At 50.6% G+C, this 21,205-nt stretch carries 20 protein-coding genes; 15 read left to right on the top strand and 5 right to left on the bottom strand.

Annotation, left to right across the window (positions count from 1 at the left end):
- Positions 1 to 13: 13 nt before the first annotated feature.
- The 6 genes from ABEB26_RS12775 to ABEB26_RS12750 all read left to right on the top strand — a co-directional run bounded on the left by ABEB26_RS12775 (position 14) and on the right by ABEB26_RS12750 (position 8,953).
- Positions 14 to 1,987, top strand: coding sequence for an amylo-alpha-1,6-glucosidase (locus ABEB26_RS12775; RefSeq protein ID WP_345722402.1), 1,974 nt, complete (start codon positions 14 to 16; stop codon positions 1,985 to 1,987).
- A 532-nt stretch (positions 1,988 to 2,519) separates the two neighbouring features.
- Positions 2,520 to 3,671 carry a hypothetical protein gene (locus tag ABEB26_RS12770; protein WP_345722401.1) on the top strand — a complete coding sequence of 384 codons (1,152 nt, stop codon included), beginning with the start codon at positions 2,520 to 2,522 and terminating at the stop codon, positions 3,669 to 3,671.
- Positions 3,672 to 3,709: 38 nt separating this feature from the next.
- Positions 3,710 to 5,338, top strand: a complete 1,629-nt coding sequence (locus tag ABEB26_RS12765) for an ATP-binding response regulator (RefSeq protein ID WP_345722400.1) — start codon at positions 3,710 to 3,712, stop codon at positions 5,336 to 5,338.
- A 20-nt stretch (positions 5,339 to 5,358) separates the two neighbouring features.
- Positions 5,359 to 6,591 carry a response regulator gene (locus tag ABEB26_RS12760; protein ID WP_345722399.1) on the top strand — a complete coding sequence of 411 codons (1,233 nt, stop codon included), beginning with the start codon at positions 5,359 to 5,361 and terminating at the stop codon, positions 6,589 to 6,591.
- 198 nt (positions 6,592 to 6,789) lie between these two features.
- Positions 6,790 to 7,953 (top strand): FIST signal transduction protein, encoded by a 1,164-nt coding sequence (locus ABEB26_RS12755; RefSeq protein WP_345722398.1) that lies wholly within the window; start codon positions 6,790 to 6,792, stop codon positions 7,951 to 7,953.
- A gap of 22 nt (positions 7,954 to 7,975) precedes the next feature.
- Positions 7,976 to 8,953 carry an STAS domain-containing protein gene (locus tag ABEB26_RS12750; protein WP_345722397.1) on the top strand — a complete coding sequence of 326 codons (978 nt, stop codon included), beginning with the start codon at positions 7,976 to 7,978 and terminating at the stop codon, positions 8,951 to 8,953.
- Between the two features lie 64 nt (positions 8,954 to 9,017).
- Here ABEB26_RS12750 and ABEB26_RS12745 read toward each other — a convergent pair whose 3' ends face one another.
- A complete protein-coding gene (locus tag ABEB26_RS12745) occupies positions 9,018 to 9,434 on the bottom strand; it encodes a response regulator (RefSeq protein WP_012188825.1) in 417 nt (138 codons plus the stop codon).
- 253 nt (positions 9,435 to 9,687) lie between these two features.
- Here ABEB26_RS12745 and ABEB26_RS12740 point away from each other — a divergent pair, with 253 nt between their 5' ends.
- Together ABEB26_RS12740 and ABEB26_RS12735 are read left to right on the top strand one after the other, a co-directional pair.
- A complete protein-coding gene (locus ABEB26_RS12740; RefSeq protein WP_345722396.1) occupies positions 9,688 to 9,903 on the top strand; it encodes a hypothetical protein in 216 nt (71 codons plus the stop codon).
- A 120-nt stretch (positions 9,904 to 10,023) separates the two neighbouring features.
- Positions 10,024 to 10,509: a hypothetical protein gene (locus ABEB26_RS12735; RefSeq protein ID WP_345722395.1), complete on the top strand. Its 486-nt coding sequence runs from the start codon at positions 10,024 to 10,026 to the stop codon at positions 10,507 to 10,509.
- Positions 10,510 to 10,583: 74 nt separating this feature from the next.
- Here the strand turns inward: ABEB26_RS12735 and ABEB26_RS12730 are convergent, their stop codons facing one another.
- The 4 genes from ABEB26_RS12730 to ABEB26_RS12715 all read right to left on the bottom strand — a co-directional run bounded on the left by ABEB26_RS12730 (position 10,584) and on the right by ABEB26_RS12715 (position 14,091).
- Positions 10,584 to 11,894 carry a WXG100 family type VII secretion target gene (locus ABEB26_RS12730; RefSeq protein ID WP_345722394.1) on the bottom strand — a complete coding sequence of 437 codons (1,311 nt, stop codon included), beginning with the start codon at positions 11,892 to 11,894 and terminating at the stop codon, positions 10,584 to 10,586.
- Between the two features lie 176 nt (positions 11,895 to 12,070).
- Positions 12,071 to 12,736 (bottom strand): DNA-3-methyladenine glycosylase, encoded by a 666-nt coding sequence (locus ABEB26_RS12725; RefSeq protein WP_345722392.1) that lies wholly within the window; start codon positions 12,734 to 12,736, stop codon positions 12,071 to 12,073.
- 49 nt (positions 12,737 to 12,785) lie between these two features.
- Entirely contained in the window at positions 12,786 to 13,166 is a 381-nt protein-coding gene (locus tag ABEB26_RS12720) for a hypothetical protein (RefSeq protein WP_345722391.1), read from the bottom strand.
- Positions 13,167 to 13,179: 13 nt separating this feature from the next.
- On the bottom strand, positions 13,180 to 14,091 hold the full coding sequence (locus ABEB26_RS12715; RefSeq protein WP_345722390.1) for a sigma-70 family RNA polymerase sigma factor: 912 nt from the start codon (positions 14,089 to 14,091) through the stop codon (positions 13,180 to 13,182).
- Positions 14,092 to 14,312: 221 nt separating this feature from the next.
- On the opposite strand from ABEB26_RS12715, the gene ABEB26_RS12710 reads away from it, so the two are divergent.
- From ABEB26_RS12710 to ABEB26_RS12680, 7 genes are all read left to right on the top strand, one after another.
- Positions 14,313 to 15,995, top strand: coding sequence for an alpha-amylase family glycosyl hydrolase (locus tag ABEB26_RS12710; RefSeq protein ID WP_345722389.1), 1,683 nt, complete (start codon positions 14,313 to 14,315; stop codon positions 15,993 to 15,995).
- A gap of 69 nt (positions 15,996 to 16,064) precedes the next feature.
- Entirely contained in the window at positions 16,065 to 16,484 is a 420-nt protein-coding gene (locus ABEB26_RS12705; protein ID WP_345722387.1) for a helix-turn-helix domain-containing protein, read from the top strand.
- Between the two features lie 90 nt (positions 16,485 to 16,574).
- Positions 16,575 to 16,991, top strand: a complete 417-nt coding sequence (locus ABEB26_RS12700) for a VOC family protein (protein ID WP_345722386.1) — start codon at positions 16,575 to 16,577, stop codon at positions 16,989 to 16,991.
- A 220-nt stretch (positions 16,992 to 17,211) separates the two neighbouring features.
- Positions 17,212 to 18,306 (top strand): dTDP-glucose 4,6-dehydratase, encoded by a 1,095-nt coding sequence (rfbB, locus tag ABEB26_RS12695; protein WP_345722385.1) that lies wholly within the window; start codon positions 17,212 to 17,214, stop codon positions 18,304 to 18,306.
- Between the two features lie 255 nt (positions 18,307 to 18,561).
- Complete coding sequence (locus ABEB26_RS12690; protein ID WP_345722384.1) at positions 18,562 to 19,191, top strand: CDP-alcohol phosphatidyltransferase family protein; 630 nt, start codon at positions 18,562 to 18,564, stop codon at positions 19,189 to 19,191.
- A complete protein-coding gene (locus ABEB26_RS12685; protein WP_345722383.1) occupies positions 19,181 to 19,891 on the top strand; it encodes a TVP38/TMEM64 family protein in 711 nt (236 codons plus the stop codon). The genes ABEB26_RS12690 and ABEB26_RS12685 overlap by 11 nt, the downstream gene beginning before the upstream one ends.
- A 20-nt stretch (positions 19,892 to 19,911) precedes the next feature.
- Positions 19,912 to 21,201 (top strand): ABC transporter substrate-binding protein, encoded by a 1,290-nt coding sequence (locus ABEB26_RS12680; protein WP_345722382.1) that lies wholly within the window; start codon positions 19,912 to 19,914, stop codon positions 21,199 to 21,201.
- The last annotated feature ends 4 nt before the right edge of the window (positions 21,202 to 21,205 follow it).

Raw genomic sequence — 21,205 nt, 5'->3', positions numbered from 1 at the left:
AGGACATAACACTATGTTTGGACGTGAAATTCTTGGGCATCCCGCTGCTGCGCTACGCCGCGAATGGATTGTAACCAATGGGGCTGGGGCATATGCTATGGGTTCGCTCTTGGCCAATGCCCCAATTCGCAAATATCATGGCTTGTTGATTGCTGCCTTAGAGCCACCGCTTGGTCGTACTTTGTTGGTTGGTGGTTTGCAAACTAGCGCTGAATATGGCTCACAAACCTATGAACTGAGCAGCTTTGAAACTAGCGATGGCCGTTTAAGCACGGGCTATCGTAATCTTGAAACTTGGCAACTAGATGGCGCGATTCCAACTGCGCGGTATGTCTTAGCCGAAGCGGTGCTAGGCCAACGCATTTGGATGGAAGATGGGGCTAATACCACCTATCTGCTGCTGACCCATGAGCGTGGCAACGACCCGATCAAACTTGAATTACGCCCATTATTGAGCGAGCGTGATCATCACGATACAACCGTGGATGCTAATTGGCAGCCAAGTTTTGCCGCCTTGGCTAATGGTGTATTGATGACCACGCCTGCTGGCACGCAGGTGCGCATGCTCAGCGACCATGCGACATGGCAAAACGAGCCAGCAACATGGGTTGAAGATATTTATTATCGTGAAGAATTAGAGCGGGGCTACCCTGATACCGCACGATTGTTGCAAACGGGCCGATTTAGGGCAACCTTGCAGCCAGGTCAAAGCCTAACTTTGATATTTTCGACCGAGGCCAATCCAAGCACTGATGGTCTGGCAGCGCTGGCCCGTGAACAAGCACGCCAAGCCCAATTGCTTGAGCAGGCTCGCCTCTTGCACAAAGCTCCCGAATTTATTAAGCAACTGGTGTATGCCGCCGATCAATTTATGGTGCGGCGGACGGTACAATTGCCTGATGGCAGCACATGGCAAGGCTGGAGCGTGATTGCTGGCTATCCTTGGTTTAGCGATTGGGGCCGCGACACCATGATTGCTTTGCCAGGTTTGTTGATGGCAACGGGGCGGGCTACGTTGGCGGCTGATGTTTTGCGTACGTGGAGCCACTTTTTGAGCCAAGGGATGTTACCCAACCGCTTCCCTGATGTTGGCGCTGAGCCAGAATACAACACCGTCGATGCAACGCTCTGGTTTTTTCAGGCGCTACGCACGGTTTATCAAGCAACTGGCGATATTCAATTGGTCGCCGATTTATACCCCAAATTGGTCGAAATTATTGATTGGCATGAACGTGGCACGCGCTACTCAATCAAAGTGGCCGATGATTATCTCTTGACTGCTGGCGAACCTAATGTCCAATTAACCTGGATGGATGCCAAGTTTGAAGATTGGGTAGTCACACCACGCGAGGGCAAGGCGGTTGAAATTAATGCCTTGTGGTATAGCGCCCTACGAACCTTGGGCGAGTTTGCCACCTTACTGGGTAATGATCACGATGTTGAGCGCTTTCGCTGTGCTGCTGAACGAGTAGCGGTTGCTTATCGCCGCTTTTGGTCGGCTGAGCATGGCTATCTCTACGATGTGATCGACGGCCCGCATGGCGCTGATTCGGCGTTGCGACCCAACCAACTATTGGCAGTTTCGGTGGCGCACTCGCCGCTTGATGATGCCACCGCCAAAGCAGTGGTTGATAGCTGCGCCCGCCATCTCTTAACGTCATATGGTTTACGCTCATTGGCTCCCCACGACCCCCAATATCTTGGCGTGTATGGCGGCGATTTAAAAACTCGCGATGCCTCGTATCATCAAGGGATTACTTGGGGCTGGCTAATTGGGCCATATATCAGTGCGGTCAGCAAAGTCTATGGGGTTGAGCAAGCGCGGAGTTATCTGCAACCATTCGCCGATCACCTGCGCGATGCTGGGATTGGCTCGGTCAGCGAGATTTTCGATGGCGATGCACCGATCACTCCGCGTGGCTGCCCATGGCAAGCTTGGAGTGTGGCTGAATTGCTGCGTTGTAGCGTCGAACTAAATAATCGCTAAGCTGCGTCTTTACGGAGATAGGTTTTTAAGTAATCTTCGATCCCTCACCCCCAACCCCTCTCCCACGGCGGCGGAGAGGGGAGTTCCAGTCTTCATGATGGCGGTTTCCCCCGCGCCTCGCTGGGCGGGAGAGGGGAGATCCACTGGTCATGCTGGGCTGGTTCCCCCCTCGCCTCGCGTGCGGGAGCGGGGGTCAGGGGGTGAGGGCATGCCAATCGACGGCATATCCCACCTAATCATTGTTAAAAGCCTACCCTTGAAAGATTAGGTTAGGGGGTGAGGGCATGCCAATCGACGGCATATCCCACCTAACGATGGTTAATGTAAGGGGTTTTTATCCCCTGCACCCCCTAAAATAGGATTGAAGAATTCCACTAAGGTAGTACGCGCATCAAGCTATAGTGATTGATGATTATATTCTTTATCGATAACTATTTTGCAGGCTTGCCAAGCGCCAAAAAGCCACTATGTCGAGAGGGCCGGGCTATGCTATAATGCAGCCTGTTGCCACTGCCTGTAGGAGACCCAACCAATGACGCACTACTACCCTGATGGTGCTGCCCCGGTCGTCATGCATACGGTTGCACGCATCGAACGCCAACTACCAGTTGAAGGAGAAGTGCTGGTGCGGGTTGGTAGTCGGGTGGAGCCAGATGATATCGTGTTGCGGGCACAATACCCACTTGATCCCCAAATTATTAATATTGCCCGTGATCTGGGGGTTTTGCCAACCCAAGTTTATTCGAAAATGAAAAAAGAAGAGGGCAATAAAGTTGCCAAGGGCGAAGTTTTGGCGCGGGCGGGGTTAATTGCTGGCTCTACGGTGGTGGCTCCAGTTGCTGGTACAATAACAACAATCGATCGTAGCACTGGCTATGTGACATTAACTCCAAATTCATTGCCAATCGAGCTCAAAGCCCAAGTTCGTGGGATCGTGATGGAAGTGCCAGATTCGCGCACGGTCATTATCGAAACGCCTGCATCGTATGTTCAGGGCATTTTTGGCCTTGGTGGCGAGCGTTTTGGGGTGCTGCGGTTGCTAGTGACTGATCCCAAGGAACAAGTTGATATTAGCTCGATCGATGCCCGTTCGGCCTATGCGATCTTGATTGGCGGAGCCAGCATCACCGCAGCGGCACTCCGCCGAGCAATTGATGAACAAGTACGCGGTGTGATCGTCGGCGGGATCGAAGAACATGAACTGCGCGATTTCCTTGGCGATGATGGATTTGATGCTTGGCGCACAGGCTATAATACATGGCGCTTGCCGGCCCCGCCCTACAACCGTGATCCAGGCCTGACCCTGATGATCACTGAAGGCTTTGGGGTGAATCCTATGAACGAAGCGCTTTTCAAAGTTTTAGCTTCGTATGATCAACAAGAAGCCTTGATCGAAGGCGTTACCCAACTTCGTAGCCCTCAACGCCGCCCTCGGGTGGTGATTCCACTCTCACGGGTACGCAATATCGAACAATCTGCCGTGGTGAAAGCCAGCTTGGCAGTTGGTAGCCCAGCGCGGATTGTGGCTGGACCACATCGTGGCACAGTTGGCACTGTGCGCAGTTTTCCGGCATTGCCACAACTCTTGCCCTCTGGTGTTCGTTCGCATGTCGTTGAAATAACCCTTAGTGATGGGAAGCAAACGCTGCTACCGGCAGCAGCTCTTGAACCCCTATCACCCTGATCCTACCAATCTAGGTTGATCGAGGAGTGTAGTTGGCCATGACCGAACGCCAACCCAACGAAGCCTCTGAGTATAGCCGTGCTCCGGCTATCCTTGTTGTTGATGATGATACGTCGATTTGCCGCTATTGCGCGAAAGCACTTCGCAATGTTGGCTATCAGGTTATTGACACCACATCGGGTTTAGTCGCACTTGATCATTTACGCCATCAAGTGTTTGATTTGTTGTTGACCGATATTAAAATGCCTGAGATGAGTGGGCTTGAGTTGGCGCGGCAGGCGCGGGCATTAAATCCAGGCTTAGCCGTGATTATCATGACAGGCCAAACAACCTTGGAAACCTTGCGCGAAGCCGTCCAACAAGGCGTAACCAGCTATCTGAGCAAGCCTTTCGAAATCGAAGAAATGCGCTTGACGGTAGCCCAAGTGTTGCATCAACGGGCAATGGTGTTACAAAAGGTCAAGCTTGAAGCAATTGTGCATCAACTTGAATTAAGCAGCGCCTTTAATCGCACGCTTTCGCTAAGCGAATTGTGTGGCGAGATTGTACGGGTCACCAATAGCGAAATTGGCTGTCAATTTGGCTATTTTCTGTTGCAGCAACCCGATGAATCGCCGCGTTTGTTGATGGGGCAAGCGAGCCACCCCCAATTAAATGAGGCTGGCTGGCAGCTTTTGCAAGAAACCTATCAACAGCAACAGCCAATTCAAACTACGCTCAAGCTAGCCGAAGCTGACCACAACGTGATCACCTTTCCGCTGCGAGTTGGTGGAGCGATGATCGGCAGTGCCTTGTTTGATTATACCGAGGCCTTGCCCAGCGCTCAGATCGAAGGCATGATGCTGTTGTTGAATCAAGCGGCAGCAGCGCTGAATAATGCCCAACTCTTCACCCGCGTGCAAGAAGCCAATAGCCGTTTACAAGAACTTGATCGGCTGAAGAGTGAATTTATTTCGATTACTTCGCATGAGTTGCGCACGCCGCTAGCAGTCGTACTAGGCTATGGCATCGTGATTCAAGAACGCAGTGAGCCGCCAATTCGCACCTATCTTGATCGTTTGGTCGAGAGCGCTCAGCGCATGAAAGAAATCATCGACGATATGACCCATCTGCGGCGTTTGGATACCCGCCAAACCGAGCTGCAGGTCGAGCCAATTGTGCTCGATGAATTGCTCTACGAAGTGATTGATCAAATGCATGGGCTGGCGCAGAAGAAATCGCAGACGCTTTCATTAGCCACCCCACCCGATGCCTTGTGCACCTTGTATGCCGATCGGGCCAAAATTGCCTTGGTGCTGATGAGTTTGCTTTCGAATGCCATGAAATTCACCCCGGCTGAGGGGATGATTACGGTACGGGCATGGTGTGAGACTGTTCAAGCAGTGCCCTATGAACATGCGTATTTCAAAGGTACGCTGCAACCTGGCCCATGGGTCTTTGTTAGCGTCAGCGATTCAGGCATTGGCATTCCTGAGTCCCATCTACAACGGATATTCGAGCGTTTTTACCAAGTAGCCCAATCACTCACCCGAGAGTATGGGGGTACTGGGGTAGGTTTAGCCCTTGTGCAAGGGCTAGTTGCATTGCATAATGGTCATGTTTGGGTTCAAAGCGAAGAAGGTCGCGGCAGTACGTTTACGGTTGCACTGCCACAGCGGGGGCTTTAGCCTCACAGGTAGGAGTTTGTATGGGCTATAGGGTCTTTGTGGTAGCTGGTGATAATCCGGTGCTTCAATCGCTGAGTACGGCTGTCACAGGCGATATTGAGCTTTCTATGTTGCAATCTTCCAATGAAGCATTGTGGGAGTTGCAGCAAATTGCGCCCGATGTCTTGGTTGCCGATTACGATTTGCCCGGGTTTAGTGGCTTGGATTTGGCTGATCTTGTGCCAAATTTCGCGCCCGACACACGGGTGATTCTGGTTGCACGTTCGGCTAACCCTGAGGTTGCTGAACAAGCGGCACAACGTGGGGTATTTCGCTTCATCGACCGTAATTTAACTGCGGTGTTGGTGCTTGATGCTTTAGATGAAGCGTTGCAAGCCGTCCCGCCGCCGCGCCCGGTCGAGCCAGAGCCTGTCTATGAACCAGAACCTGAGCCAGAACCACAACCCGAAGCTCCTGCTCGCTTTGCTCCGCCGCCAAGCGTTTCCAAAGCACCTGCACCTGCGCGGATGGGTGGTCCACCGCCAGTTTCCAAAGCGCCAACGCCGATAGCCCGTTCAACTGCGCCCGCCAGCGTGAGCAAAGCACCGCCGCCAGTTAGTCCGCGGCCAACTGCACCACCTCAGCGAACACGAACTGCGCCACCGCCAGTTAGCGCCCGCCCAACTCCAGTTTCGCGTTCCGCACCACCACCAGTTAGCCCACGGCCTGCGGCCCAACAACCAAACCGTCAAGCACCTGCGCCAGCGCGGCCAACCACGCCTGCCCAACAAACGCCGCCCCCAGTGCAGCAAACGCCACCACCTGCCCCAGCCACGAATTTTGATGATTCGTTTGGCTCGAAGTTGCGTAGCGGTGGTTCGTTGGTGCTCACTGCTGAAACCTTGGCTCCTTTGGTGGCAAAACTAAAAGATCTCGGCGTACAGCTTGGGGCGCAATCGACAATTTTGACCGACCGTTGGGGTGTACCATTGGTCGAAGAGGGCCATACCTCGCTGCCATTGCCGCCATTTTTGCCCTTGTTGGCCACCAGCTTCTCAACAATGGTCGATTATACCCGTCAACTGCATAACGACCCAGGCAGCGGCCTGTATATGCACGAAGGTGATATTTACGATTTCTATATTTTTGATGTTGGCAAGCAATTTTTGCTGGTCATGGTCTTTGATAAAACCATCGCTGCCCCCAAACTTGGTACGGTCTGGCTCTATGCCAAACGAGCCGTGCGCGAATTAGCCGACGAGCTTGAGGGTTAATCGCCATTCAACGAGGCTCGGTAGTCAAGCTCAGCAACTACCGAGCCTCGTTTTCAACCACTTTCACCCGCTAAGACAGCACATGTTAATCCTTCGGTTTATTGCCTATATTCCATTCGCCATCGTATCCTAGGCCTAGCTAATCCGCACTTGCGACAATGCAGTCACTGCATCTTTTGTGTTGTGAGGTATTCCACAATGACGACACACGCAGCTACCGGTGCATCGCAGATTGAGCACAGCTATGATGCTGGTTTCGCCGCCGCCCAGCAAGCCTGTACGCAGCTTGCCCCCCATTCGCCAACCTGTCTGATCGCCTTTACCACTGATGCCTATGATCAGGCCGCCGTTGTTCAAGGCATTCGTGCAGCAAGCCAACAAGCGCCATTAATCGGCTGTTGTGCTGGCGGCATTATTAGCAATGCCGGCACTTTTACCCATGGTGTGGTGCTACTCGCACTGGCTTCCGATGATCTCAAGCTGGATTTGAGCCTTGTCGCAGGGGTCAAAGCCGATCCGGGCAAGGTTGCCGATCAGTTGGCTGATCAATTAGAGGCTGTTTTAGATAACCCTACTAGTCAACAAGCTGCCTTGATCTTGGTCGATGGTTTGGCTGGCACCTTGACCGATTTTGTGCAGCATGCCACCGCTGCTTTTGGCCCGTTATGCCCGCTGGTTGGTGGCGGCGCTGGCGATAGCTTCCAATTCAAACAAACCTATCAATTTGTCAACGATCAGGTAATTAGCGATGGTGCCGCAGTTGGCCTACTGCAATCGTCAACTCCAATGGGGATTGGGGTGCAACATGGCTGGGAGCCTGCCGCCCGCGGTTTGGTGGTTACGCGCAGCGAAGGCACGATTATTTATGAGCTTGATGGGCGGCCTGCCTTTGCGGTCTATCAAGAGCTTTTCCCCGATTTGACGGTGGAAAATTTTGGGCGATTTGTGATCGATCATCCAATTGGTTTACCCCAAATTAATGGCGAATTTTTGATTCGCGACCCGCTGCGCACCCATCCTGATGGCTCGATCGAATGCATTGCCAGCGTGCCCAAAAATGTGGTCGCGCATATTATGCATGGCTCGCATGAAACCTTGTTCAACGCCGCGCAACTGGCCACCAAACGGGCTTTGGCTGCACTGAATGGGCCACCAGCAGCATTAATTATCTTTGATTGCGTCTCGCGTTTGGCTATGTTGGGCGATGCAGCCGCCACCGAAGTGCAGCGCATTCGCGAAGTTGCTGGTTTGGATGTACCAGTTGTCGGGATGTTTAGCTTTGGTGAAATTGCTGCCGCTGAAACGGGCGGGGCGTTGTTTCATAATAAAACCGTTGTTGTGTACGCTATTGGTCAGGCCTGACCATTGAACGGATGAACCTTGTATGCTCAATCGTGAAATCGAACTTGCCATTCTCTATGAAATTTCATCGCTGCCTTTAACGCTCACAACGATTGAGGCAACCTTGGATGTTGCGCTGGATAAAGTCACGCGGCTGTTTGCCTGCGAAGTTGCGGTCTGTTATCTGCTCGAAGCCCCATTGCAATTGGTTGCCAAGGCCTGCCGTGGCGTGCGGCTCAAGCGTGTTTTGCCAAGCATCGAGCTTGAACAACCACAGCAACTAGGCGATTATAGCCATGCTTGGCAGGCTGGCGAACCCTTGCCATGGCCCGCTGACCCCTTGCAAGGCCAGTACCCGATGCAAGCAGCAATTGGCTTGCCAATTTGGAACGAAGGTGCATTGCTAGGTTGGATCTACGCTGGGCGTTTGAAAGGCCAAACTTTCAGCACCGTCGAAGTTTCGTTATTCAACATTTTTGCTAATCGGATTGGCAGCGCCTTGGCAATTACACTTGGACGCTTGCGTGATCAGCAGCAACAGCGCGATTTAGCCCAAGCCAATGCGCAACTTGAGCAAACCCTAACCCGCTTGACCGATGTTTATCAAGAGCAAGAGCAACTGTTGCAAACCATTCGTGAGCTTTCGGCTCCGTTATTGCAGATTGCCGATGCCGTGATGTTGTTGCCCTTGATTGGCACAGTTGACGAAGAACGAGCCAGTCAAATCACCGCCAATGTGCTTATGACAATCAGCCAAAATCATGCGACGGTCTGTATTATTGACATTACGGGGATCGCCGCGCTGGATTATGTGGCGGCCAATAGTTTGTTGCAGTTGGCCCAATCGGCGCGTTTGCTCGGCACCCAAATTATCTTATGTGGCATTTCGCCTGATGTTGCCCAAATTTTGGTCTCGTTGGGCATGAATTTGGCCTGCACCCGCACCACCAACGATTTACAACATGCTTTGCGGTTAGCCTTCCAACTAGCGGGATCGCGTGATTATCACATGTTTGCTTAAACAATTAATGGGTGAACTCAACCCACTGAGCGCACCCATTTTGCGTCCCTCGGCCTATCGTTACCTAATCTGGCTCCCAGACTGCCTCGCCATCCATTACCCGTTGTAATTGTTCTGGAAACCGATCATGGCGTAAAGGTTTACCAATAAATCCATCGAACCCCGAAGCGCGTACTTTAGCAACATCTTCAGCAGTATTATCGGCACTGACTGCAACCACGATGGCATTGCTTAATTTCGGATGAACCCGAATCTTTTCGAGAATGCTATATCCGTCATCACCAGGCAAATTTAAATCAAGCAGGACTAAATTAATTGGTGGAACGTCATTTTTAGCCATAAATGCGAAAAGTTGCTTACCTGATGGCCGAACGTTGCAATAACGCACACGCGGGTCATCATTCAGCATTTCGGTAATAATCCACATGTTGTCGGCGTTATCTTCGACAACCATAACAAACGCTTTTTGAATTGGGGGCATCGCTGCATCCTTTCTGTGGTACATGGAGCGCGATAATGGCGTAGCGATCTTACTCTATTGTATGCCACACTTGAAAAAAGTACAACTAGCTCGGTTACGATAACCTTACAAATTCATCCACTGCTCCTTTTGCATTAAGCACAGCATGAAAATCATTAAGTAATTATTAAGGAATTTAAGCTGAACGAGAACAACTTCTTGAACATGCGGCTTGAAACATCACCAAATTAAGGAGAATGAATGCAGGTTGGGTATGTACCACGTTGGTTGCGCCAACGGGCGGTTTAAACGCTTTGCAGGCCAAGCTTTGCCTAATTATGACCCAGATAAACGTAGCTATATTCGTGAGCGTATCGCAGAACACCAGACCTCAACTAATCAATCAACTCAATTTGCAGCATTTTATGGCGCTGAAATCGCCGCAACGGTTGGTTACCCAAGCTTGGGGTTGTCAGCCTATGCGAGGTGAGTGGTGGCAACTCTTGATGCATCAGTAGATCCAATTAGTTTATTAACCCCTTGACAGTGCTGCTATGCTTGCGACTGTGGAAATTTTACCCTACCCATAGGGTCTGTGAGGAAACGCATTATGAAACTGGTTCGTCGTTTGGCATCAGGTTTGATGTTGTTGATGGTGATGGGTGTTTTGGCTGCTTGTGGTGGTTCAGCCGCCGAAGCCCCCGAAGTTCGGGCCGAAAAATTCTTCAACGATTTTGTGGCTGCGTTCAATGATACCAAGCTCAGCGAAACCGCTACCCAAGAAAAATGGGCCGATACCCTTTCAAAATATTTCGTGCCTGAGCAACAAGCTGCCCAAAAAGCCGAAATCTTAACGTCATTGCAACAATTGGGTTCGCTTGGCGCTGAATTGAACGTCAAGGTCGAAAACCTCAAAGTTGAAAAAGTTTCAGAAAGCGGCGACGATGCTGAAATCAAAATCGCCAGTGGCACAATGAGCATGTCGGTGATGGGTCAAGAACAAAAAACCGATATGGCGACCGAAGGCTTTGGTTCATCGGGTAGCAGCACCTCGAAAATGAAAAAAGTCGATAATGTTTGGTATATCATTCCATAAGCAACGAGCTTAACCAAGCAAACGCCCCGCCGATCGTTTGATCGTGCGGGGCATTTGCTAAAAAAGACCAAGATTTAGTGATTTGCCGACATGTTCAAGGCATCTTTGCGTTCGTTGACGAAGCGGTTTTTCAAGCCTTGAATAACTCCAGCATCGCTGGTGTTCTTGAAATAGGCCAAGCGACCATTATCTAAGGTTTTGCTCCGTTCGGTGTAAATCGCATTAATAATTTGCGATTCGCTCATTTGGCTGAGATCTTTGCCACGGAGCGCATTGGTGATCACACTTGCGCCTGGGCCATGTTGGACTGAAGTTGACCAAACAACATCGCGCATTGCAGGTGAGTAGTTGTTTACATCAAAGCCAGCAGCCTTGAGCTTGTTGACTTGGGGCTGATAGTGAGTGTTTTCAATATACTGATGTTGGGCAGCAGCAAAGCCTTGTGGATCACGAGCAGCGATTTGCTTCCACTTGGCGGTAAATTCAGCGCTACCAGGCTTCAAGCCCTCAAATTCTTTGGCATATTGTTCGCCAGCAGGGTTACGCAAAAATTCAGCGACCCGTCCGCCATTAACAAAGACTATTTTGCCGTCTTTTTTGATGGCAGTTTGGCTGGTCATTTGGTATGAGCCATACGAAGCGCCGCCAAGGTCGCCTTTACCCGATGAAACAGTGCCTGGGCCACGTCCACCAGTTTCGTATTTTTCAGAGAGTTTGCCAAGGTTTGAGTTTGCCCCAGCGGCTGCATTACCACCAGTTGGTTGGGCTGAGGCAGTTCCGCCACCGCCGCCACCGCCACCACCGCCACTAGTAGCCTTGGGTTGGCCAGTTGGTTGGGCTGAGGCAGCTCCGCCACCACCACCGCTGCCACCACTTGCTTGGGCCGAGGCAGCTCCACCACCGCCACCACCGCCGCCACCGCCGCCACCACTGCCACTGGCAGAAGCGCTGCTGGTGCCACCAGCCATTACCCCAACATTACTTGGGCTAGCGCTGGCTGCGGCAGTATCGCCACCTGCACTTGAAGCTCCACCACCACCAGCGCTTGAACTAGTACTTTGGGTGCTGGCTGAGCCATCAGTTGGGTCGCCTTTAAATAAATTGGCAGCCTCTTGTTCGGCTTGCTGTAACACCTTCTTGATTTCTAAGGTTGTGCTTTGGGCGGTTTGGAAGGCATTGATCAGCCGTTGAACTGCAGGCAAAATATCAGCTTGCATTTCGTTCTGAAAGGCAACTGCAGCATCACCTTGCCATGTAGAACGTAAGTTTTCAATAGTTTGTTTGAGCGTATTTTGCATTGCCGTAACACTCTCGGCATTTTTGCTGAGGCGTTGGGCAACTTGATCCATTACTTCAAAATCAGCTTGAACGATTGGTGCGGCCATGAATCCTCCAACACTAGCGTGCTAAAAGGGTGGTAATAGCCCTCGACGGTAGGCTATTGCCAAAATCTTAACCGTATCCTGCTCTGGGGAGTCATGGTAGTGTGTTGGTTGTTATACCACGAACAGCTTAATAATGACATAAAAGGTGGATTTGTGTCAAATGGCTTTTAAAATAGCTAGATAGCTTGTTTTTGGAACCAATCGGGCTGTGGTTGATACGTTTGCCCTTGATTTTGGCGACGTGTGCCGCTCAATGCATTTGAATCAGCCACAATCAAGCGCCATGGTGCAGCCACAGTATGCGGATCGCTATTAATCCCAATCCGCGGAGTTTGCACAATTGCCTGATCTGGAATGCTTGGGCCTTGCTCGAACCACAAGCCAGCCTGTTGTGAACTCAGATCAATACCATCAAGGCTTTTATCAACCGCTAAGGCCCGACAAACCATGCTTGGCCCACTGGCAATTCGCATGGGCTTGGCAGGATCTTTTTGGGCAAGTTGGGCCATCGTGGCACTGCCACTCAAGGGTTCAATCGCTCGAATCAGCACGGCTGAGCCTTCGCCAAGGCCTTGGGTCACGACATTTAAACAATGATAAATGCCATAGATGATGTAGACGTAGCTGATGCCGCCAAGCTGGAACATCGAACGGGCGCGAGGGGTATTGCGGCGATGGGCATGGCACGAAGGATCATCAGGGGTATAAGCTTCAGTTTCAACGATCCGCCCACGTAATTCTTCGCCAGTTGCCAAGCGTCGTACTAGGCTACAACCTAAAAGCTCACGCGCAACCACCAACGAATGGCGTTGATGAAATTCAGCACTCAGAATTTTTGGCATAAACACCCACTCAATCAATAGCTCGTTTGTGCGGATAGTATAGCTGATTTTAGGCGCTGGTGCTGAGCCACGTCAGCCCAGCAATAATTAAGAAGATGATCCATGAGGGGTGTTTGGCACGTGAGCCAATCAGGGCAATGCCAAAGCAAACAATAAAGGTGATTGAGCTGGTACGCAAGAGCAAAATTTGGCTAGGATTGAGTTGAGCTTGTAGGGCACAATCGAAAAAGAGCCAAGCCATGCCCAAGCCGAGCACACTGGTGATATGCCATGTAAAACGCAAGGTTGGCAGGCGCGATTGGAGCAAGTGGTTAGGGGTGGTTTGGATTTGACGCGCTAATGGCCGCAAGATTAATTGTTCACCAAAAATACTATGGGCTAACGCCATGAGCACGGTGAGTAATCCTGCGACCATCAAATAGCTATTCATCGTTTAAGCTCAGCTATTGTGATAACTGAGTGCGCAAGACTTGCAATGCGCCCGCCTCAATTTGTTGAATCCGTTGGCGGGTACGGCCCACCACTGCTCCAACTTCGGAAAGCGAACGGCTTTTACCATCTTTTAAGCCATATCGTAATGTCAATACTTCTTGCTCTTGCTCGGAGAGTTGGTTGAGCATGGCCCGGGTATATTGGGCATCAATGCTCGTCAGCAAACATTCGAGTTCATCTTCCCAATCTTCGTCGGGCAAACTATCGCCGAGCAACATATCAGTTTCTTCATTTTTAGGGGTTGCCAACGAGATTGGCACTTGGGCGATGCTCAGTAAATCGCAAATTTTTTCTTCGGGGACACCCAAGGCAGTGCTAATTTCGTGGGCACTTGGCTCGCGGCCTAGTGCTTGCAGCAATTTGGTTTCGATCCGCCGCACTTTAATCAACAGCTCCCAGCGATGCACTGGTAAGCGAATTAATCGACCTTGATTGGCCAACGAACGAGTGATCGCTTGGCGAATCCACCAAGTAGCATAGGTTGAGAAGCGCACGCCTTTAGTGGCATCAAAGCGCTCGATCGCATTCATCAGGCCAATATTGCCCTCTTGAATTAAATCTTGGAAGGGCAGGCCAAAGCCACGATAGCGCTTGGCAATGCTGACGACCAAGCGTAAATTGGCTCGCACCAATTGTTCGTGGGCTGGCTCTTTGAGTTTGGTTACACATTGCTCAAATAGGGCACAGCTTGGGCAACGTTCAATTCGACAGGCTGGGGTGGGCTGAGCTTGACGCGCTACATGAACAATTTGGGTTAGCTTTTGCTCCTCTTCTGCCGCCAGGAGTGGAGTTTCAGCAATTTCATTAAGATAACGTTGCAACCCATCATCAAGGGCTGGTTCGTTGCTGGCGTGCAACATCATTGGCTCACTCCTATAAATCGATGCTGTGGCGGGCGTATAGCTAGTTTAATCAGCTTAAAAGGGCTTGACATCAGGTCGTGACCTGATATTTGGTGCGTTAATTGGGCTTAATTGGTTTGCCAAAGCCTCCATTTGTGGCATAGACTCTGCTATGTGAGGTTTGGAAATTGATAATCTAGAGTTGTAGCTAGTGATTTAGTTAGTCGATGAGGTTCACATATATGCAAAACGAAGCCAATCCTGATGCTTCACCAACGGTGGCTAGTTTGCCCAATGGGATTTGGATGGGTGCACGCGATTTAGGCAATGGCGCGGTGGCGTTTGGCCTGTATGCACCATGGAAGCAGAGTGTCCATTTAATTGGCTCGTTTAACGATTGGAACCAGACCGCTGATCGATTAAATGTTTCGGATCGCGGGATTTGGTGGATTATCAAAGAAAATCTGGCCGCTGGCGAATATGCCTATCAATTTGTGATTGATGGCGAGACGATCATCGGTGACCCCTATGCTCGTGAATTGCGCTGGGCTGGTGGCGATCAGCCGCAGGCGATTATTCATGTTGGCGAGCCAGCCTACGAGTGGCAGGACGATAGTTTTGGCATTCGTCCGCTGAATGAATTAGTGATTTATGAAATTCATGTTGGCGATTTTAGTGAAGCTGGCACATTCAAAGCCGTCACTGAACGAATTCCCTATTTGCAAGATTTAGGGGTCAACGCGATTGAATTGATGCCGTTATTTGAATTTCCTGGTGATCGGTCGTGGGGCTATAATCCGGCCTATTTCTTTGCCCCCGAATCGACCTACGGCACGCCCGCCGATTTGCGCGAGTTGATTGATACGGCCCACCAACATGGCATTGGGGTAATTTTGGACGTGGTGTTTAATCATGTCGATCACTCTAGCCCAATTAACTATTTGTATCCCTATGATCAAAGCCCCTACTTTAGCAGCGACGGCAACCCGTGGGGCTTCCCCGATTTGAACCATTGGAACGAAGCGGTTAAGCAGTTGCTCAGCGATGTGCAAACCTATTGGCTCAGCGATATGCACATCGACGGTTTTCGCTATGATCACGCCGAGGGAATTGGCTTTGACGGCGAGAATGGCGTTTCATTCTTGGGCTGGCAAGCTCGCCAAATCAAGCCGCATGTCTATTTGATTGCCGAAAATCTCAAAGATTATACTGGCATGGTGCATCAAACTGATATGGATTCATCGTGGCATCGTTCGTTTCATTCGCAAATGTTTGCCAACTTGCGCGAAGGCGATTTCGAGGGCAATCAATATGGCAATGTTGAGGCCACGCTGGGAATAATTGATTTTCGCAATGCTGGCTATAGCGATAATGCCCAAGCGATCAATTATCTTGAATCGCACGATGAGCAGCGGATTGTTTACGAAGCCCAAACCAACCAAAATATCAGCCGCGAAACGGCATATTTGAAATCGCGGCTGGGCGCGATTGTGCTGTTTACCGCTGCTGGTGTGCCGATGCTCTACCATGGCCAAGAATTTGGCATGGATACTGAGCGCACGATCGATAAAAATGTGCTCAAATGGGAGTTATTGCAAACGTCTGAGGGCACTGATTTGCATGCTTTCTATCGTGGCATGATCCAATTGCGTACCTCATCGAAGGCCTTGGTTGGCAATAATATTCGGCCAGTCGCCATCGATGCTGAGCGCAAATTGTTGGCCTACTATCGCTGGGCCGACGATGGCAGCGAACATGTGATTGTCGTGGTGAATTTTGGCATCACCCTACAATACCTTGACGTGCATTTTCCGGTTGGTGGCTTATGGCACGAATGGGTCTACAACTACGATCGTGAAACGCCCGAAGGCATGGCCACAATCGAAGTACCTGGCTCTGGTGGCAAGGTCTTTGTCTTGCGCTAATCAAAAAATACGCACAAATGTATTGATTTAGAGTTTAAGTTTGCTATAATAGCTGTATTTGGGGGTGGCATGAAACTGGCATCAGCAGCAACCAAGCAGCTATTATGGCAAGCCCGCCAATATATCGATGGCACCTATGCCGACCAAGTAGAGTTACCACAACTGGCTGAGCAGATTGGCTTTTCGCAATATCACTTTTTGCGCCTGTTTCAGCGCAATTTTGCAATTACCCCTCGCCAGTATTTGATTCATCGGCGGATCGAACGAGCGCGTGAGTTGCTCGTCGCTAGTGATTTATCGGTAACCGAAGTCTGTTTTGCGGTTGGGTTTCAGAGCCTCGGCTCGTTCAGCAGCCTATTTCAACGCAGCACTGGCCATGCGCCCAGCCACTATCGCCGCCGCAACTTCCAAGGTTTCAGCCTACCTCGGCGCTTTGTACCCTCGTGCTATCTCACGATTTTTGGCATTGGTTTGAGCTACAAGCACTAACTGCGCAATTTTCAAGAAGTTTTTGGCCGCTGATCAGCCTATACTCAACTTATGAACAAATGTTCGTAATAATGTATTAGGAGCAATCAAATGATTACCAAACTTTCGCATGCAACGATTTATGTACTCGACCACGATGTCGCCTACGATTTTTATGTCAATAAATTAGGCTTTGACGTGCGAATGGATATGAAGTTAGATAATGGTTTTCGTTGGCTGACGGTCGGCCCCAAAACCCAGCCTGAGCTCGATTTGGTGCTATTCGAAGTCAAAGAAGGCGGCACGATGATGAGCACTGAGGTTGTTGGTCAAATGCGCTCGGTCTTGCAAAGCGGTGTGGTTGGGCCAGGCGTTTTCCAAACTGCCGATTGTCATGGCGCTTATATCGAGCTTCAAGCGCGTGGGGTCGAATTTGTGGCTCCGCCGCAAGAGCAATTTTATGGGATCGAAGCCACTTTCAAAGATCCCTTTGGCAATACTTTTAGCCTAACTCAGCCCAAAATGTAATGCTGTTTGGCAGGCCAGCACCTTCATTTTACGCTGAGGGTGCTGGCTCAATTTTGGGGCATAGAGATTCAAGCCCTATGGCAAGTTTCAACAGCCTACCCAGCACCGCACCAAGCTTCTAATCCCCGCCAAGTTGACAACTACCCCGCTATCATCCACAATGCAGCGACTATTGACGACAATTCAGACATTCCAACGATAGAAAGGTTCCAAGGTTTTTATGCGCATTGCAGTTACAGGCGGGGCAGGCTTTATTGGCTCCAACTTTGTGCGTTATTGGATGGATACGAATCCTACTGATGAGGTTGTGGTAATTGATGCCCTGACTTATGCAGGCCATCTAAGCAACTTGGCAGGCTATCGCGAGCGCCCTAATTGCCAGTTTGTGCAGGCTGATATTTGCGATTACCCAGCCATGCTCAAGCTGTTGGCGGGGGTCAATTTGGTGGTGCACTTTGCCGCCGAAACCCACGTTGATCGCTCATTGGGCGAGTTTGAAATGGAACGTCAATTTTATCGCTCGAATATCGAAGGCACTGCTAGCTTGCTACGAGCTTCCCGCGAAGCTGGGGTCGGCCACTTTCACCATGTTTCGACCGATGAAGTATTTGGCGATTTAGCCTTCGATGATCCCCAAAAATTCCACGAAACCTATCCTTATAATCCCAGTAGCCCCTATGCTGTGAGCAAAGCAGCCTCGGATCATGTGGTGCGAGCCTTTGCCCACACCCACAAATACCCAATTACCATCACCAACTGCACCAACAATTATGGCCCATTCCAAACGCCTGAAAAATTGATTCCTCGTTCGATTGCGCTGTTGTTAGCAGGCCAAAAAGTGAAGCTCTATACCGATGCTGAAGGCATTCCTGGCCGCAACATCCGCGACTGGCTGCATGTCCAAGATCACTGCGAAGCGATCGCTTTGGTGATTCAAAAAGGCCGAATTGGCGAAACCTATGGAATTGGCGGCGAGGCTGAGCTTTCCAACTATCACTTGGTCGAAACCATGCTCGACATTATGAGCGAATATCTTGATCGCTCGTTGACAATTGAAAATAGCGTGGAATTTGTGGCTGATCGCCCTGGCCACGACCGCCGTTATGCCATGGATTTGAGCAAAATCAAGCGCGAGTTGGGATGGCAACCACGCTATTCGTTCCAACAAGGCTTTTTGGAAACCGTCCAATGGTATACATCGCCCGAAGGCCAAGCATGGCTCGCCAGTTTGAACGATCGCACCAGCGATGTGCGAGCCAATCAAGAGCAGGTCGTCGCCGTGCGCGAAAACTGGCAAGCTGAGCATCAATCCTAATTAGGGCATGCCCTCACCCCCTAGCCCCCTCTCCTGCCCAGCGAGCGAGGGGGATTGCATCATGATGATTGGAAATCCCCTCTCCCGCCGCAGTGGGAGAGGGGTTGGGGGTGAGGGAACGTTAAAACCGACCCTTGTAAGGCTAGGGGTGAGGGAATGCAGATTATCCAATAACCGATAGATCATCAACTGTTAAGAATTTAGCCTCAATCTTTAAGCTACGATAGCTTCGATCGTTACAAGGAGCTATAGGCGATGGTCGATCAGTTTTTACGCCAACCCAAAGAGCAATTATTAGCCCCAATCGCCCAACGACTCCAGCGTGTACACCCAACTATCATCACCTTGGCAGCCTTTGGTTGCGGCTTGGCAGCGGCAATTTGCGCTTGGCAACAAATGTATTGGGCCTGCTTTGGCTGTTGGCTGCTCAATCGGCTGCTCGATGGGCTTGATGGCACGGTTGCGCGGTTAAGCAACCAGCAAAGCGATTTAGGTGGCTACATCGATATTCTGCTCGATGTGATTATTTATGCTTTGCTGCCGATTGGCTTAGTGGCGGGGCAACCGACGCTTGGCAATGCCTTGACTGCCGCTGGCCTGATCAGCAGCTTTTATGTCAATGCAATTTCGTGGGCCTATTTGGCGGCAATTTTAGAAAAACGCCAACAAGGAGCTAAAGCCCAAGCCGCTATGACCAGCATCGCCATGCCGAGTGGCTTGATCGAAGGCACTGAAACGGTGCTGTTCTTCAGTTTGTTTATTGCACTCCCCAGCCACTTGAGCCTGTTATTTCAGCTGATGACTGCCTTGGTTGTCGTTACGATTGGCCAGCGCTTGATTTGGGCCAAACGCTATCTTCGCGAGGAACCACGCCATGACCACTAGCACATCGACATCGACCAAATCGTTTTGGCAACGCCATTGGCAAAAATTGCTCGCTGCGGGGTTTTGGGTGTTGCTGGTTGGCGGCTATCTCTGGTATTCATGGCGCAATCAGCTTTCGCCTGCGGCGGCGGTTGGTCAATTAATCGAACTACTCAAAAGCGATATAGGCGTGTTGATTTACATTGGGGTGTACCTGCTACGCCCGTTGATTTTCTTCCCAGCCACATTTTTAACGCTTGCTGGCGGCAGTGTCTTTGGCAGCGTTTGGGGCTTGATTTACACCGTGATTGGGGCCAATGGCTCGGCCCTCGTAGCCTATACGATTGGGCGTTTTTTCGGCCAACCCGAACAAAACCAAAATCAAACCGGCATCGTAAATGGCTATATCGAGCGTTTACGCCGCAACAGCTTCGAAACGATTATGTTGATGCGCTTGATCTTTTTGCCCTACGATTTAGTGAATTATCTGGCAGGGATTTTGCGGATCAACTGGAAGCAATTTTTGCTGGCAACCATGCTCGGCTCGTTTCCTGGCACGCTGACCTTTGTGCTATTTGGGGCATCGTTCGAGGGCGATTTTGCCAACGCCGAGTTTTCGTTTAATCCTTGGGCCTTTGCTGGCTCAGTTATTATTTTTATGATCAGTATCGCGATTTCGCGCTGGCTTAAGCGTCGTGAAGCCGCTAAACCAGCGGCCTAGCCGAGGGTAAACACAGAGTTATGCAAGCAACCGCAGGCAAACGGATTTGGAATTTGGGGTTGTTGATTGGCCTTTTGAGCCTGATCATCGCCAGTTGTGGCAGCAATGCCGCAACACCAACCAGCGCTCCCAGCAACACCGACCTTGATCTGAGCAATTGGGCCAGGATTGAGCAGGCCGCCAATGGCCAAACGGTCAACTGGTATATGTGGGGTGGCTCGGATAGCATCAATCGCTTTGTTGATGAATTTTATGGCAAGGCACTCAAAGAACGCTACAATATTACGCTCAATCGCGTGCCAGTCGCCGATACCGTCGATGTGGTCAATCAGTTGCTCAGCGAAAAAGAGGCGGGCAAAACTACTGGCGCTGTCGATTTAATTTGGATCAACGGCGAAAATTTTGCCTCTTTGAAACAAGCTAAACTGTTGCGTGGCGATTGGGGCCAAAACCTGCCCAACAGCAAATATGTCAACTGGAACAATCCCGCAGTCAATCTGGATTTTGGCGAGCCAGTCGAAAGCCTCGAAAGCCCATGGTCATCGGCTCAATTTCAGTTGATTTACGATTCAGCTAAGCTTCAAGCCAGCGATTTGCCCCGTTCGTATGCTGCGCTCAAGGAGTATGCCTGCGCCAATCCGGGCAAAGTTACCTATATCGCACCTGGCCCAGGCGCATTTCAGGGTACACGCTTTGTCAAACAAGCCTTGTTTGAAGTCAGTGGCGGCGCTGAACAATGGCTCGGAGCTTTCAATCAGCAATTATGGGATCAATGGTCGCCCAAGTTGTGGGAATATTTCAATCAGTTAGAAGGTTGCTTGTGGCGCGAAGGCAGCACCTACCCCAAAACCGAAAACGAATTACACAGCCTGTTTGCTAATGGCGAAGTTGATTTTTCAATCACCCAAGCAATCGCTGGAGCTGGCTCGTTGATCAAGGAAAATTTAGTGCCAGCAAGTGCCCGAGCATTTGTCTTTGATGATAATATGATCGGCGATTTCAACTATGTCGCCATCCCCAGCACCGCGCCAAATCCAGCAGCGGCCTTGGTATTAGCCAATTTGATTCTCGACCCTGAACTTCAAGCAGCCCAAATTTTGCCGGAAAATGGTTTTGGCTTGGGCTATGGCATCGACCCAACCAAGGTCAGCGACCCGGCTTTGGCAGCCAAATTGGCGAGTGCCGCCCAACAACTGGGCGATCCAGCCACGCCTGCCAGTGATTTGGCCAAATCGTTGCGCAGCGATATCGCCGCCGAATATCAAAGTTTGATTGAGCAAGGCTGGGATGCCAATGTGTTGCGAAAGTAATTGC

The organism is Herpetosiphon gulosus, from assembly GCF_039545135.1.
GTDB lineage: Bacteria > Chloroflexota > Chloroflexia > Chloroflexales > Herpetosiphonaceae > Herpetosiphon > Herpetosiphon gulosus.
The sequence above is the reverse complement of the archived record's forward strand: the minus strand, read 5'-3'. Positions and strand labels throughout refer to the sequence as shown.

Bases quoted from the DNA above. Each gene is read 5' to 3' on its own strand.
- ABEB26_RS12775 (WP_345722402.1), top strand. From the start codon at position 14: ATGTTTGGACGTGAAATTCTTGGGCATCCCGCTGCTGCGCTACGCCGC.
- ABEB26_RS12770 (WP_345722401.1), top strand. From the start codon at position 2,520: ATGACGCACTACTACCCTGATGGTGCTGCCCCGGTCGTCATGCATACG.
- ABEB26_RS12765 (WP_345722400.1), top strand. From the start codon at position 3,710: ATGACCGAACGCCAACCCAACGAAGCCTCTGAGTATAGCCGTGCTCCG.
- ABEB26_RS12760 (WP_345722399.1), top strand. From the start codon at position 5,359: ATGGGCTATAGGGTCTTTGTGGTAGCTGGTGATAATCCGGTGCTTCAA.
- ABEB26_RS12755 (WP_345722398.1), top strand. From the start codon at position 6,790: ATGACGACACACGCAGCTACCGGTGCATCGCAGATTGAGCACAGCTAT.
- ABEB26_RS12750 (WP_345722397.1), top strand. From the start codon at position 7,976: ATGCTCAATCGTGAAATCGAACTTGCCATTCTCTATGAAATTTCATCG.
- ABEB26_RS12745 (WP_012188825.1), bottom strand. From the start codon at position 9,434: ATGCCCCCAATTCAAAAAGCGTTTGTTATGGTTGTCGAAGATAACGCC.
- ABEB26_RS12740 (WP_345722396.1), top strand. From the start codon at position 9,688: ATGTACCACGTTGGTTGCGCCAACGGGCGGTTTAAACGCTTTGCAGGC.
- ABEB26_RS12735 (WP_345722395.1), top strand. From the start codon at position 10,024: ATGAAACTGGTTCGTCGTTTGGCATCAGGTTTGATGTTGTTGATGGTG.
- ABEB26_RS12730 (WP_345722394.1), bottom strand. From the start codon at position 11,894: ATGGCCGCACCAATCGTTCAAGCTGATTTTGAAGTAATGGATCAAGTT.
- ABEB26_RS12725 (WP_345722392.1), bottom strand. From the start codon at position 12,736: ATGCCAAAAATTCTGAGTGCTGAATTTCATCAACGCCATTCGTTGGTG.
- ABEB26_RS12720 (WP_345722391.1), bottom strand. From the start codon at position 13,166: ATGAATAGCTATTTGATGGTCGCAGGATTACTCACCGTGCTCATGGCG.
- ABEB26_RS12715 (WP_345722390.1), bottom strand. From the start codon at position 14,091: ATGATGTTGCACGCCAGCAACGAACCAGCCCTTGATGATGGGTTGCAA.
- ABEB26_RS12710 (WP_345722389.1), top strand. From the start codon at position 14,313: ATGCAAAACGAAGCCAATCCTGATGCTTCACCAACGGTGGCTAGTTTG.
- ABEB26_RS12705 (WP_345722387.1), top strand. From the start codon at position 16,065: ATGAAACTGGCATCAGCAGCAACCAAGCAGCTATTATGGCAAGCCCGC.
- ABEB26_RS12700 (WP_345722386.1), top strand. From the start codon at position 16,575: ATGATTACCAAACTTTCGCATGCAACGATTTATGTACTCGACCACGAT.
- rfbB (WP_345722385.1), top strand. From the start codon at position 17,212: ATGCGCATTGCAGTTACAGGCGGGGCAGGCTTTATTGGCTCCAACTTT.
- ABEB26_RS12690 (WP_345722384.1), top strand. From the start codon at position 18,562: ATGGTCGATCAGTTTTTACGCCAACCCAAAGAGCAATTATTAGCCCCA.
- ABEB26_RS12685 (WP_345722383.1), top strand. From the start codon at position 19,181: ATGACCACTAGCACATCGACATCGACCAAATCGTTTTGGCAACGCCAT.
- ABEB26_RS12680 (WP_345722382.1), top strand. From the start codon at position 19,912: ATGCAAGCAACCGCAGGCAAACGGATTTGGAATTTGGGGTTGTTGATT.